Below are 13,991 nucleotides of genomic sequence, written 5' to 3'. Positions count from 1 at the left end.
AAAAGGCGCAGATTTCTGCGCCTTTTAGATTATGTTACGTTCTTAGCTCAGGCGGCCGTGGCACGCCTTGTATTTTTTACCTGAACCACATGGGCACGGATCGTTACGCCCGACTTTACGGTCACCAGTTTGCGCCGCGATAGCCGCAGCCGCTTCGCTGTCATCTGTCTGGTGGCTCAGCTGTTGCATCTGCGCCAGGCGCTCAGCTTCTTCACGACGCTGCTGCTCCATCGCTTCTACTTCTTCCGGCATCCGCACCTGAACCTTGCTCAGGGTGCTAATCACTTCATATTTCAGTGACTCCAGCATGGAAGCAAACATGGCAAAGGATTCACGTTTGTATTCCTGTTTCGGATCCTTCTGCGCATAACCACGCAGGTGGATACCCTGGCGCAGATAATCCATCGCCGCCAGGTGCTCTTTCCACAGGGAGTCCAGCGTTTGCAGCATTACGCCTTTCTCAAAGTGACGCATCATCTCAGCGCCAACCACTTCTTCTTTACGCTTGTAAACATCCAGCGCGGTTCCGAAGATACGCTCGCGCAGGGTTTCTTCATGCAGTTCCGGCTCTTTGTCCAGCCACTCTTTGATTGGCAGTTCAAGGTCGAAGTCGTTTTTCAGACGTTCCTGCAAGCCTTCGATATCCCACATTTCTTCCAGAGACTGTGGAGGAATGTGGCCATCGATGGTCGCTTTGAACACATCTTCACGAATGCTGTTGATGGTTTCACTCACGTCGGACACGTCCAGCAGTTCGTTACGCTGGGTGTAAATAGCACGACGCTGATCGTTAGCCACGTCATCATATTCAAGCAACTGCTTACGAATATCAAAGTTACGGCTTTCAACTTTGCGCTGAGCGTTAGCAATCGCTTTAGTGACCCACGGGTGTTCAATCGCTTCGCCTGGTTTCATGCCCAGTTTACGCATCATGCCAGATACACGGTCAGAGGCGAAGATACGCATCAGCGCATCTTCCATAGACAGGTAGAAGCGGGAAGAACCGGCATCACCCTGACGACCCGCACGACCACGCAGCTGGTTATCGATACGACGAGATTCGTGACGTTCGGTACCAATGATGTGTAAACCACCGGAAGTCAGAACCGCGTCGTGACGCACCTGCCAGTCTGCCTTGATCTGAGCAATCTGTTCTGGCGTTGGGTTTTCCAGCTCAGCAACTTCTGCCTGCCAGCTACCACCGAGCATAATATCGGTACCACGACCCGCCATGTTGGTGGCGATGGTCACCGCCGCCGGGTAACCCGCCTGCGCAACGATATCTGCTTCTTTGGCGTGGAACTTGGCGTTCAGTACGTTGTGTTTAATACCCGCTTTGGTCAGCTCATTGGATACCACTTCGGATTTTTCGATGGAAATGGTACCCACCAGAACCGGTTGGCCGGCTGCGGTACGGTCACGAATATCTTCAATGATCGCCTGGATTTTTTCAGCTTCAGTCATGTAAACCAGGTCCGGCATATCCTTACGGATCATTGGGCGGTTGGTTGGGACGACTACAGTATCCAGTTTGTAGATAGAGCTGAATTCAAACGCTTCGGTATCTGCGGTACCGGTCATCCCTGCCAGCTTCTCGTACAGACGGAAGTAGTTCTGGAAGGTGATGGATGCCAGCGTCTGGTTTTCATTTTGAATATCCACACCTTCTTTGGCTTCAACAGCCTGGTGCAGACCATCGGACCAGCGACGTCCCTGCATGGTACGACCGGTATGTTCGTCAACGATGATAACTTCACCGTCTTTTACGATGTAATCCACGTCACGGGTAAACAGCGCATGAGCGCGCAGTGCCGCAGTTACGTGGTGCATCAGCATAATATTGCTCGGGGAGTACAGTGACTCGCCCTCGTCCATGATGCCCTGAGCAACCAGCAGCTCTTCAATTTTCACCAGGCCGCGTTCAGTCAGGTTAACCTGACGCGCTTTTTCATCCACGGAGAAGTGGCCTTCGCCCTGGAAAGTATCGGAGTCTTCTTTTTCCTGACGCAGCAGGTGTGGAATGATTTTGTCGACTTTACGGTACATCTCGGAGCTGTCTTCGGCCGGACCAGAGATGATAAGCGGGGTACGCGCTTCGTCGATCAGAATGGAGTCAACCTCATCCACCAGCGCATAGTGCAGTTTACGCTGTACACGCTCTTCAGGGCTGAACGCCATGTTGTCGCGCAGGTAGTCAAAGCCGTATTCGTTGTTGGTACCGTAGGTGATGTCCGCGTTATACGCATCACGCTTAGCCGGTGCTGGCAGGCCGGACATGTTGATACCCACGGTCATACCGAGGAATTCAAACAGTGGACGGTTGTTTTCGGCGTCACGCTGCGCCAGATAGTCGTTGACGGTAACAACGTGAACGCCTTTGCCTGACAACGCGTTCAGGTAAGCAGGCAAGGTTGCGGTCAGGGTTTTACCTTCACCGGTACGCATTTCTGCGATGCAACGTTCGTTCAGAACCATACCACCCAGCAGCTGAACGTCGAAGTGGCGCATGCCAAACACACGCTTACTTGCTTCACGGACGACGGCAAAGGCTTCCGGGATCAGGCTTTCTAAGGATTCACCCTTTTCCAGACGCGCACGGAATTCGCCGGTTTTGGCTTTCAGCTCGTCATCGGAGAGCTTTTCCATCGCTGGTTCCATACCATTGATTACAGTGACAGCTTTGCGCATACGGCGCAGGGTACGATCGTTACGGCTACCGAAAACTTTGGTTAATAATTTGATTAGCATAATAAATTCTCAAACGCCCCATCGTGGGCAGATAAATTAAGGTATTGAAAAAGCGTTAATTTAGCTGAGGCGATGAGGCCCGGCACGGATACCCTGAACCTGGCTAATCCATGTTGAGACGATAAACGTCGCGGGAGGAACAAAACGGTTTTTTGCCTGCTGGCGAACGATAACTGGCGGCTGGCTGTCTTGCGTCAGCAGCGCATTGAGCGTGTTCAGCAGTGCGAGATGTTGGGCCTGAACCGGCAGTGTTTCTTCTGCAACAGGCATTGCCTGTGGTGCCATTGCAAACGAAAGATGACGGATAACCGTACGAATGGCGTGCTGATGCCAGTAATCAACCGAGAAATTTGGGCGGCGATTGGCTTCCAGCAACGCGAGGTTAGTAAAATTAACCCGCGTGGAGAGATCATGTTTTGTGGTGGTGGTCTTAGTCGGAGTCGCCGCTTCAGCACTGTTGCTGAGCGCAGGCAAGCCGAGACTCGCCGCGACCATCCCTAATAAGAGATGCGGCCAGAAGTAGCGTCTGCCAAATTGTCGCCAGCGCGTCAGTATTCCGCTCACTTGCTCCACCACATAAGCCAGCCGTACAGGCTGAGTTCAGTTATTCTTTTTAGCGCCCAGATATTACCACTAAAGCCAAAGCACATCAGCAGGAATGACGTATTGCCGCGGGGAAAAACGGTCAAGAATGCAGCTAACGCACAGATTTTCAACGTATGGCAAAGGATTAAGGGGCTGGGGGCGAAATGAAGAAGGGTAAAAATAAAAACGACTGGCCTCCCTGGTCGGAGAGAGTACCAGGTTAACCAGTCGATTTTTTACGAAACGGCTTGAACCGTTACGCCAGAACCATGCTTGGTGCTTTGAACGCCAGAGGCAGTTCTGCGTCGTCTTTGAAGGTCACATATTCCCAAGCTTCCTGTTTTGCCAGGACTGCCTGCAACAGTTTGTTGTTCAGTGCATGACCGGATTTAAACGCGGTAAACGCACCAATGATGTTGTGACCACACATGAACAGGTCGCCAATTGCATCCAGCATTTTGTGACGAACGAATTCATCTTCAAAACGCAGACCGTCTTCGTTCAGTACGCGATAATCGTCAACAACGATGGCACAATCGAAGCTGCCGCCCAGGCACAGGCCGCGGGACTGCAAATATTCGATATCACGCATGAAGCCAAATGTGCGAGCACGACTGATCTGACGCATAAACGCATCAGCAGAGAAGTTCATCGCATAACGCTGAGTGCTTGCATCAATCGCCGGATGGTTAAAGTCGATGGTAAAGTCCAGCGAGAAACCATTGAACGGCTTGAATTCAGCCCATTTGTCGCCATCCTCGACACGAACGGTGTCTTTGATGCGAACAAATTTCTTCGCGCAGTTCAGTTCTTCGATGCCGGCATCCAGCAGCAAATAAACGAACGGAGCAGCACTACCATCCATGATCGGGATTTCTGGCGCATCGACTTCAACAATGATGTTGTCGATACCCAGACCAGCCAGGGCGGCATTCAGGTGCTCTACGGTAGAAATCCGCACGTCATGCTCGTTCACCAGGCAAGTACAGAGCATAGTATCACGCACAGATTTGGCATCAGCCGGAAAATCTACCGGTGGATTCAAGTCGGTGCGACGATAGATGACCCCGGTATTGGCCGGCGCAGGGCGCAACGTCAGTGTGACTTTTTTGCCGGTATGTAAACCGACGCCAGTCGCCTGAACGATACGTTTAAGTGTCCTTTGTTTGATCATCGTATAATCTCGCCAAATTAACTATCCAACCGAGAGTGTATATCACTAACGGTGGGCCAGTTTAGCACAAAGAGCGAAAATCCCCAAATTCCAGCCAATTCCTAGTCAGCTTGCTTACGCAGGAACGCTGGGATATCCAGATAATCTGGTTCTTTCGCCGTTTGCGGAGTCGTGTCGTTTACCACTTTCGCGGCCGGTTTCTGCTCTTGAGTCAGTGGAGCCATACCGTGCTGCTGGTAGCGGTCCATCACTGGCTGCTGAGTCTGCTTGTTGGTTACCAGGGTAATCTCAGGACGCTTGTCCATACCGATACCGGTGGCAACAACAGTTACGCGCAGTTCATCGTTCATTTCTGGGTCAAGGGAAGTACCGATTACCACAGTCGCGTTGTCAGAGGCGAACGCACGAATGGTATTACCCACCGTTTCGAACTCATCCAGACGCAGGTCAAAGCCAGCGGTAATGTTGACCAGCACGCCGCGCGCACCAGACAGGTCGATATCTTCCAGCAGTGGAGAAGAGATAGCCATTTCAGCCGCTTCTTCCGCACGGTCTTCACCACTCGCCACGCCAGAGCCCATCATCGCGTAGCCCATTTCGGACATCACGGTGCGAACGTCTGCAAAGTCAACGTTCATCAGACCAGGACGGGTAATCAGTTCAGCGATACCCTGAACCGCGCCTTTCAGCACGTCGTTTGCCGCGCCAAAAGCGTCCAGCAGGGAGATGCCGCGACCCAGAACTTTCAACAGCTTGTCGTTCGGGATAGTGATCAGAGAGTCCACATGTTTGGACAGTTCAGTGATACCCTGCTCCGCGAATGCCATACGCTTCTTGCCTTCAAAATTAAAAGGCTTCGTCACGACAGCAACGGTCAGGATACCTAAATCTTTTGCCACTTCGGCAACAACAGGCGCCGCGCCGGTACCAGTACCACCGCCCATACCTGCTGCGATAAACACCATGTCTGCACCGTCAAGCGCAGCACGCAGTGCTTCACGATCTTCTTCAGCCGCGTTGCGACCAACTTCCGGGTTAGCCCCCGCACCCAGACCTTTGGTGATGCCACCACCGATCTGAATCGTCTGGCCTACAGCCGTCTTACGCAGTGCCTGTGCATCGGTGTTAACCGCAAAAAATTCAACGCCTTCGATACGCTCACGCACCATATGCTCTACAGCGTTACCGCCGCCACCACCGACGCCGATGACTTTAATCACCGCGTCGTTGGTCAGTTCCATAGGTTCAAACATAATTTCTCTCTCCGTTGTGCCTGTCGCCCGAGACCGCTAATTCTCTCCGGTCTCTTAAAAAAATTAAAACTCTTTTCGCAACCAGGTGTTGAGTCGTTTGACCCACGACCCCACTGATACGCGTTTTTCCACTTCCGCTTCACCACTCAAATGGGACTCTTTCCCGTAGTGCAGCAGGCCCACAGCCGTTGAATAGTACGGCTCCTGAGCGTAATCCGTTAAACCGGTGATATTCAGCGGTGCGCCAATACGTACCTGGGTATGGAACACTCGCTGAGCGCAGGCCGCAAGACCTTCAATTTGCGCTGCTCCGCCGGTTAATACAATCCCCGCTGCAAGATGATGTTTAACACCCTGCTGGCGAAGCTGTTCCTGTAACTGCAAAATCTCTTCGTTGACCAGGTTGAGCAGCTCGGTATAACGCGGCTCAATGACCTCTGCCAACGTCTGGCGTTGCAGACTACGCGGTGGACGACCACCTACGCTTGGCACTTCAACGCTCTCATCTTTGCCAACGATGGATCCCAGTGCACAGCCATGGCGCACTTTGATCGCCTCTGCATCGCTCGGTGGCGTACCAAAGGCATAAGCAATATCGCTGGTCACAACGTTCCCTGCGTAAGGGATCACTTTGGTGTGGCGCAGCGCACCGCCGGTATAAACGGCCATGTCCATAGTACCACCACCAATATCGACCACACAGACGCCCAGTTCACGTTCGTCTTCGGTCAGCACGGAATAGCTTGCTGCCAGACCGGCGAAAATAAGTTGGTCAACTTTCAGGCCACAACGTTCAACGGCTTTAACGATGTTCTTCGCCATATCGTTGTGACATGTGATCAAGTGCACTTTTGCCTGCATTCGCACGCCGGAAAGACCGACGGGATTCTTGATCCCTTCCTGGTAGTCAATCGCATATTCCTGCGGGATGACGTGCAGCACGCGATGTTCATCGCGAACACGGACGGATTTCGCCGTATGCACGACGTTTTCAACGTCTTCCTGCGTCACTTCTTCTTCTGAGATAGGCACCATACCTATCTCGTTCTGGCAGCTGATGTGCTTACCAGAGAGGGCCAGATAGACAGATGAAATCTGGCAATCAGCCATCAATTCCGCCTGATCGATGGCGCGCTGTACGCACTTCACCACCGACTCAAGATCGTTTACCCCACCTTTATCCATACCACGGGACGGGCAGCTGCCCACGCCAATGATATTGACCATACCGTCGGGCAGAACTTCCCCTACTAAAGCGGCAACCTTCGCGGTGCCAATCTCCAGTCCAACTACCAGTTTTCTGTCCGTCGCCTTGATCATTGTTGTTCTGCCTGTACCTGTGCCTGATTCTGTTGCTGATTAGGTTCCTCGACCGGAGCCGGTACCCAACCGACTGCTGCGCCTGAGTCATAGCGCAAATCAACGTAGCTTATCCGTTTGCCGTCAGTCTGTGCCTGCTGCTGTAAAACCGGGTAAAGTTCTACAAAACGCGCCAGACGTTTCATCGTGTCGCCGCGGCCAAGGTTGAGCTTGATGCCGTTCGTTAACGTCAGTTGCCATGAACGGCGCGCCGTCATTGCTGCATCTTTTAACGTAAACCGGTCCTTAGCCAGCACCTGCCCCATATCGCGAAAACCTTGCAAGACTTCGTTTTCACTGCCTTCCGGGCCATACAACATCGGTAAATTTTGCTTGTTGACACGATCGCCTGGGACGCTGAAGGAATTTCCATCTACGTCGACCATGTGCTGATCATTCCAACGCGCAATGGGCACATATTCAACCAGATGAATCTTCAATTCATCAGGCCATTGCTTTCTTACACTCGCCTGTTTTATCCACGGCAGACGTTCAATCTGGCTCTGGATAATATTGACGTCCTGAGTCATAAAGGTCCCAGGTGGGCCCAGTGCCAGAATCGACTGGCGAATATCGTCGTTACGCGTGTAGTGACGCTCACCCGTTACCGCCAGTTTCGACAGCGGTAAACGCTGCGCATCTTCCATCCAGCCCAGCACCATCCAGCCGCTGATAAACACGGTACACAGCACACCGAGCAGGAATATAATCCCTGCAAGACGCGTTCCATTACTCCGCCGGGAAGAAGAATATTCTTCTTCGTCATCGCGGTTGCGCGTGTTCAATGCAGCCTGAGACATATCAGCCCGCCTGGTCCAGAATACGTACGACTAATTGCGAGAAACTCATTCCCGCCTGACGCGCGGCCATCGGCACAAGGCTATGGCTGGTCATGCCAGGGGAGGTGTTTGCTTCCAGCAAGTAAAATTGCCCGTCGCTGTCGAGCATCACATCAATGCGTCCCCATCCCCGGCAGCCTAAAACATTCCAGGCTTTAAGCACCAGGGACTGTAAATCTGCTTCACGTTCAGCTTCAAGACCACTTGGGCAGAAATATTGCGTCTCATCAGAGAGATACTTCGCCTCATAATCATAGAAGGTTCCAGCAGGTTGGATACGAATTGACGGTAAAATTTCTTCACCAAGCATCGCAACGGTAAATTCCGGCCCGCTGAGCCATTTTTCTATCAGAACTTCTTCATCATGTTGAAATGCCAGCGCTAAAGCGGAAGATAAATCCTGCGCTTTGTCGACTTTCGACATCCCGACACTCGACCCTTCGCGGCTCGGCTTTACAATAACCGGTAACCCTAGTTCGGCAATGCGGGTATTAACGCTGTCTGACAGGCCCATTTCAAAATCACGACGCGTCAGCGCAACCCATGCTGCCACAGGAAGACCAGCTCCCTGCCACAGCAGTTTGCTGCGCAGTTTATCCATAGAAATCGCGGATGCCATCACGCCGCTGCCGGTATACGGCATCCCGATTAAATCCAGAAGCCCTTGCAGGGTGCCGTCTTCGCCACCACGGCCATGCAACGCGATAAAGACTTTATCAAAGCCCATCGCTTTCAGTTGCGTCACATCCGTCTCTTTCGGATCGACCGGATGGGCATTGACGCCACCCTCGCGCAGGCCCGCCAGTACGGCAGCGCCTGAATTCAGGGAGACTTCGCGCTCGGCGGAAGTGCCGCCAAACAGGACAGCAATCTTATCAGCCATGACGCTCGTCCTCCTGAGTTTGCGGCTTCAGTTTGATTTCGGCTAAGGTACGAGCGATTTTGCCGATATTTCCCGCGCCCTGAATCAGAATCAGATCATTACCCGTCAGAACCGGAGCCAAAATCTCCGCAGCCTGGGCAGGATCAGACACCAGAATAGGGTCAACTTTTCCGCGACCACGAATAGTGCGACACAATGAACGGCTGTCCGCACCCGGGATAGGCGTTTCGCCCGCGGAGTAAACATCCAGCATCAGCAGCGTATCCACCTGCGACAGCACGCTAGCGAAATCGTCATACAGATCGCGGGTACGCGTGAAGCGGTGCGGCTGGAAGATCATTACCAGATTCTTATCCGGCCAGCCCGCACGTGCTGCTTTGATGGTCGCGTCCACTTCCGTCGGATGATGCCCGTAATCGTCCACCAGCATTGCAGAGCCTGTTTTACCGTTCACCTCTTCCAGCGGGAATTCACCCAGGAAGTCGAAACGGCGCCCGGTACCCTGGAAGCTCTCCAGCGCACGCAGGATTGCGTTGTCATCAATGCCTTCTTCAGTGGCTACCGCTACCGCTGCCGCCGCGTTCAGGGCGTTGTGGCGTCCTGGGGCATTGAGCGTAACATGCAGCAGCTCTTTATCCTGACGCGCCAGAGTGAAATGCCCCTGGGCACCAATTTGCTTGTAATCTTCCACGCGAACATCAGCGTCTTCGCTGAAGCCATACGTGGTAATTTGACGACCCACACGCGGCAGCAACTCGCGAATAACCGGATCGTCAACACACATCACCGCACGGCCATAGAACGGCAGGTTGTGCAGGAAGTTGATAAAAGTCTGTTTTAAATTTTCGAAGTCGCCCTGGTAGGTATCCATGTGGTCAGCTTCGATGTTGGTGACAATCGCCACCATCGGCTGCAGGTGCAGGAACGATGCATCGCTTTCGTCTGCTTCAGCAATCAGGTAACGGCTGTGCCCCAGACGCGCATGTACACCGGCCGCTTTCACCAGACCACCGTTAACGAAGGTCGGATCAAGACCCGCTTCAGCATAAATACTGGAAACCATCGCCGTGGTGGTGGTTTTACCGTGTGTCCCGGCAATCGCAATACCGTGGCGGAAGCGCATTAACTCAGCCAGCATTTCCGCACGGCGGATCACCGGGATACGCGCTTCATGCGCGGCAACAATTTCCGGGTTATCCGCGGAGATTGCGCTGGACACCACAACAACGCTCGCATCGCGCACGTTTTCCGGGCGATGGTTGAAATAGATAGTCGCCCCAAGCGACGCCAACTGCTGCGTAACAGGGTTTGGAGCCAGGTCGGAACCACTGATCTGGTAACCTTCGTTAGCTAACACTTCGGCAATACCGCCCATGCCAGCACCACCGATGCCAACGAAGTGAATGTGCCGGACGCGACGCATCTCGGGCACGATTGAACGCAGTTTCGCCAGTTGTTGTGTATTCATTCTCTAAACGCCATCGACTACTTCAAAAAAATCGTGCAGCGCAACACGCGCTGCGAGGGTTAAGCCTGAGCTGCCAGGCTCACTTCATTTGCCACCCGCTCCGTCGCATCGGGGATAGCTGTCGCACGTGCGCGTTGTGCCATCTCCAGCAATGCGTCTCTGTTCCAGCCCGCCAGGGTGGTGGCGACCGCATCGGCGGTAAATTGTGGCTGCTCGAAAATTTTCGCGGCACCGGCTTTCTCAAGCGGTAACGCATTCCAGTACTGCTGCCTGTCTTTGTGCTGGAACGGCACAAACAGCGCTGGCAAACCCGCAGCGGCGATTTCACTCACGGTCAGCGCGCCAGAGCGGCAGACAACGACATCAGCCCAGGCATAGGCTGCGGCCATGTCATCGATAAATTCGGTAACTTTATGCTGTGGCTGACCTGCGCCAACGTAATCCTGCTCTACGGCCTGCTGAGCGCCTTTTCCGCTCTGATGCCAGATAGTAACGGCATCACCCAGTTTTGCGGCAACCTGCGGCATCGTCTGGTTAAGAATGCGCGCGCCCTGGGAGCCGCCCACCACCAGCACACGTACCGGGCCTTCACGCCCAGTCAGGCGCGCATCGGGCAGCGGCAGAGCCAGCACATCGACGCGCACCGGGTTACCCACTACGTCAGCTTTCGGAAACGCGCCCGGAAATGCCTGCATCACTTTGGTGGCAATTTTTGCCAGCCATTTGTTGGTGAGCCCGGCAATCCCATTTTGTTCATGCAACACAACCGGGATACCCAGCGACCACGCAGCCAGCCCACCAGGACCAGAGACATAGCCGCCCATCCCCAGCACCACATCCGGCTTAAAGCGCTTCATAATGGTGCGGGCCTGACGCCAGGCGTTAAAAATCCGCACCGGCGCAAGAAGCTGAGCCTTAATGCCCTTGCCACGCAATCCTGAAATGCGGATGAAGTCGATCTCAATCCCGTGCTTCGGCACAAGGTCGGCTTCCATGCGGTCTGCGGTTCCAAGCCAGCGTACCTGCCAGCCCTGATCCATTAAATGGTGCGCAACCGCAAGCCCCGGGAACACATGTCCGCCGGTACCGCCTGCCATCACCATTAACCGCTTCGGTTGATTCATCGTGAACCTCGTGTAAACGCCTGGGCTTTTTCCAGACGCGTTTCATAATCTATGCGTAACAAAAACATGATGGCCGTCGACATGATTAACAGACTGGAACCACCATAACTGATTAACGGCAACGTCAGGCCCTTGGTCGGCAGCATACCCGCTGCGGCCCCTACGTTTACCAGTGCCTGGAAGCTAAACCAAATACCAATTGAGCAGGCTAAGAAACCTGAGAAGCGGTGATCGATTTCCAGCGCTTTTCGGCCAATAGACATGGCACGGAAAGCGACGAAGAATACCATTAAAAGCGCGACTACCACACCGATATAACCCAGTTCTTCCGCAATAATGGAGAAGATGAAGTCAGTATGCGCTTCGGGTAAATACTCCAGCTTTTGAACGGAATTACCCAGGCCTTGACCCCAAACTTCACCACGGCCAAACGCCATCAGCGACTGGGTCAGCTGATAACCACTGCCGAACGGGTCTTCCCACGGGTTCCAGAATGAGGTTACGCGGCGGATACGATAAGGCTCGGCGAGGATCAGCAGGACAACCGCAGAAATCCCCATGCCGATGATGGCGATGAACTGCCACAGCTTCGCTCCTGCCAGGAACAGCATCGCCAGCGTGGTGACAAACAGTACCACCACCGTACCGAGGTCTGGCTGTGCCAGCAGTAAAACCGCCAGAACCAGGATAACGCCCATTGGTTTTAAGAAGCCGCGCAGGTTATTACGTACTTCATCCACTTTACGGACCAGGTAGTTAGCCAGATAGCAGAACAGTGAAAGCTTAGTAAATTCAGCAGGCTGAATACGCAACGGGCCAAACGCAATCCAGCGCGATGCCCCGTTTACGGAGCTACCCACGACCAGTACGATCAGCAGCATAATGATCGAGGCGATCAACATTGCCGTGCTGTGGCGTTGCCAGAACTCCATCGGCAGACGTAAGGTCACCAGCGCCAGGCAGAACGCCAGAATGATGTACAGGCCATCACGCTTGGCAAACAGGAACGGATCGTTCGCCAGTCGCTGCCCCACGGGCATTGATGCTGACGTCACCATAATAAAACCGACCGCCGCCAGCCCCATGGTTAACCAGAAGAGCGTGCGATCGTACATGATCAGGCTGTCGTTATCCTTCTGACGAGAGCCCATCACCCAGCCTTTAAGCGCCGCAAACAGCCACGCCAGGATCCCAAATCCTGGCAAGCGCGGCATTTTCAGGCGAGGGAGAGATAAACGCATCAGCCTAACTCCTTCGCCAGGCGGGTAAAGACATCACCACGCTGTTCGAAATTCTTAAACTGATCGAGGCTGGCACAGGCCGGAGAAAGCAGCACCATATCGCCCGGTTTCACGCGCGGAGCAATGAGACGCATTGCCTGTTCCATTGTCTCGGTCTGTTCAGCAATGTCCGGACGCAGTTCAGCCAGTTCGCTACCGTCCCGGCCGAAGCAGTAAAGGCGAATGCTATCACCTGAAAGATAACGCTTCAGCGAAGAGAAATCGGCCGATTTACCGTCTCCGCCAAGCAGCAGATGCAGCGTGCCATCAACGTGCAAACCGTTCAACGCAGCTTCTGTGCTCCCAACGTTAGTGGCTTTGGAGTCGTTAATCCAGCGCACGCCATTATGCTCAAGCGCCAACTGGAAACGGTGCGCCAGGCCAGTGAAGGTGGTTAGCGCTTTCAGGCTGGAAGAGCGCGGTAAACCAACGGCGTCCGCCAGCGCCAGTGCTGCCAGCGCATTGGTGTAGTTGTGCTGACCGGAAAGTTTCATCTCTTTCACGTTCAACACTTTCTCACCTTTCACGCGCAGCCAGGTTTCGCCCAGCTGACGGTTCAGATGATAATCACCCATGGTGATACCAAAACTGATGCAGCGCTCATCTGCACCCCGCACCGGCATCGTCAGTGCATCATCAGCATTGACGACGCACACTTTGGCATTTTCATAAATGCGTAACTTAGCGGCGCGGTACTGTTGCAGACCAAACGGATAGCGGTCCATATGGTCTTCGGTCACGTTCAGGATGGTCGCAGCAGCAGCCTGGAGGCTCGAGGTGGTTTCCAGCTGGAAGCTGGAAAGTTCCAGAACATACAGCTCGCAGCCTTTATCCAGAAGCATCAGCGCAGGCAGGCCAATATTCCCGCCGACGCCCACGTTCATGCCCGCCGCTTTCGCCATCTCGCCCACCAGCGTGGTCACGGTGCTTTTACCGTTAGAGCCGGTGATGGCAATAACAGGAGCCTGTGCCTCGCGGCAAAACAGTTCGATATCACCAACAATCTCAACACCCGCGTCGGCTGCAGCGCTCAGTGACGGATGCGCCAGCGCCATACCGGGGCTTGCAACAATCAGATCGGCTGCCAGCAGCCAGTCATCATTCAGACCACCAAGGTGGCGTTCAACCTGTTCCGGCAGTTTGTCCAGACCCGGCGGAGAGACACGCGTATCCATCACGCGCGGCGTTACGCCGCGTGCGAGGAAAAAGTCCACGCAGGAAAGGCCGGTGAGGCCCAACCCGATGATAACGACTTTTTTGCCCTGGTAATCTGCCATG

11 protein-coding genes are annotated in these 13,991 nt (G+C 53.9%); all 11 read right to left on the bottom strand.

What is annotated here, in order from left to right; all coding sequences use genetic code 11:
• Nucleotides 1-42: 42 nt before the first annotated feature.
• The 11 genes from secA to murD all read right to left on the bottom strand — a co-directional run bounded on the left by secA (nt 43) and on the right by murD (nt 13,990).
• On the bottom strand, nt 43-2,748 hold the full coding sequence (gene secA, locus ACT9TW_RS08985) for a preprotein translocase subunit SecA (protein ID WP_446492176.1): 2,706 nt from the start codon (nt 2,746-2,748) through the stop codon (nt 43-45).
• A gap of 60 nt (nt 2,749-2,808) precedes the next feature.
• Complete coding sequence (gene secM / locus ACT9TW_RS08980; protein ID WP_446492175.1) at nt 2,809-3,312, bottom strand: secA translation cis-regulator SecM; 504 nt, start codon at nt 3,310-3,312, stop codon at nt 2,809-2,811.
• 277 nt (nt 3,313-3,589) lie between these two features.
• Nucleotides 3,590-4,507, bottom strand: coding sequence for a UDP-3-O-acyl-N-acetylglucosamine deacetylase (gene lpxC, locus ACT9TW_RS08975; protein ID WP_182059582.1), 918 nt, complete (start codon nt 4,505-4,507; stop codon nt 3,590-3,592).
• Nucleotides 4,508-4,608: 101 nt separating this feature from the next.
• Nucleotides 4,609-5,760: a cell division protein FtsZ gene (gene ftsZ / locus ACT9TW_RS08970; protein WP_166717881.1), complete on the bottom strand. Its 1,152-nt coding sequence runs from the start codon at nt 5,758-5,760 to the stop codon at nt 4,609-4,611.
• A gap of 63 nt (nt 5,761-5,823) precedes the next feature.
• Nucleotides 5,824-7,080, bottom strand: a complete 1,257-nt coding sequence (ftsA, locus tag ACT9TW_RS08965; protein WP_010426970.1) for a cell division protein FtsA — start codon at nt 7,078-7,080, stop codon at nt 5,824-5,826.
• Nucleotides 7,077-7,919 carry a cell division protein FtsQ gene (gene ftsQ, locus ACT9TW_RS08960; RefSeq protein WP_182059581.1) on the bottom strand — a complete coding sequence of 281 codons (843 nt, stop codon included), beginning with the start codon at nt 7,917-7,919 and terminating at the stop codon, nt 7,077-7,079. Before ftsQ ends, ftsA begins: the two co-directional genes overlap by 4 nt.
• A gap of 1 nt (nt 7,920) precedes the next feature.
• Nucleotides 7,921-8,841, bottom strand: a complete 921-nt coding sequence (locus tag ACT9TW_RS08955; RefSeq protein ID WP_446492174.1) for a D-alanine--D-alanine ligase — start codon at nt 8,839-8,841, stop codon at nt 7,921-7,923.
• Entirely contained in the window at nt 8,834-10,309 is a 1,476-nt protein-coding gene (murC, locus tag ACT9TW_RS08950; RefSeq protein WP_315687915.1) for a UDP-N-acetylmuramate--L-alanine ligase, read from the bottom strand. The genes ACT9TW_RS08955 and murC overlap by 8 nt, the downstream gene beginning before the upstream one ends.
• A gap of 59 nt (nt 10,310-10,368) precedes the next feature.
• Nucleotides 10,369-11,433, bottom strand: a complete 1,065-nt coding sequence (murG, locus tag ACT9TW_RS08945; RefSeq protein ID WP_446492173.1) for an undecaprenyldiphospho-muramoylpentapeptide beta-N-acetylglucosaminyltransferase — start codon at nt 11,431-11,433, stop codon at nt 10,369-10,371.
• The gene (gene ftsW, locus ACT9TW_RS08940) at nt 11,430-12,674 is read right to left on the bottom strand and encodes a cell division protein FtsW (RefSeq protein ID WP_446492172.1); all 1,245 of its coding nucleotides are present in this window, start codon (nt 12,672-12,674) and stop codon (nt 11,430-11,432) included. Before ftsW ends, murG begins: the two co-directional genes overlap by 4 nt.
• Nucleotides 12,674-13,990 (bottom strand): UDP-N-acetylmuramoyl-L-alanine--D-glutamate ligase, encoded by a 1,317-nt coding sequence (gene murD, locus ACT9TW_RS08935; protein ID WP_446492171.1) that lies wholly within the window; start codon nt 13,988-13,990, stop codon nt 12,674-12,676. Before murD ends, ftsW begins: the two co-directional genes overlap by 1 nt.
• Nucleotide 13,991 lies beyond the last annotated feature (1 nt).

This window comes from Enterobacter sp. C4G1, from assembly GCF_052886895.1.
The sequence above is the reverse complement of the archived record's forward strand: the minus strand, read 5'-3'. Positions and strand labels throughout refer to the sequence as shown.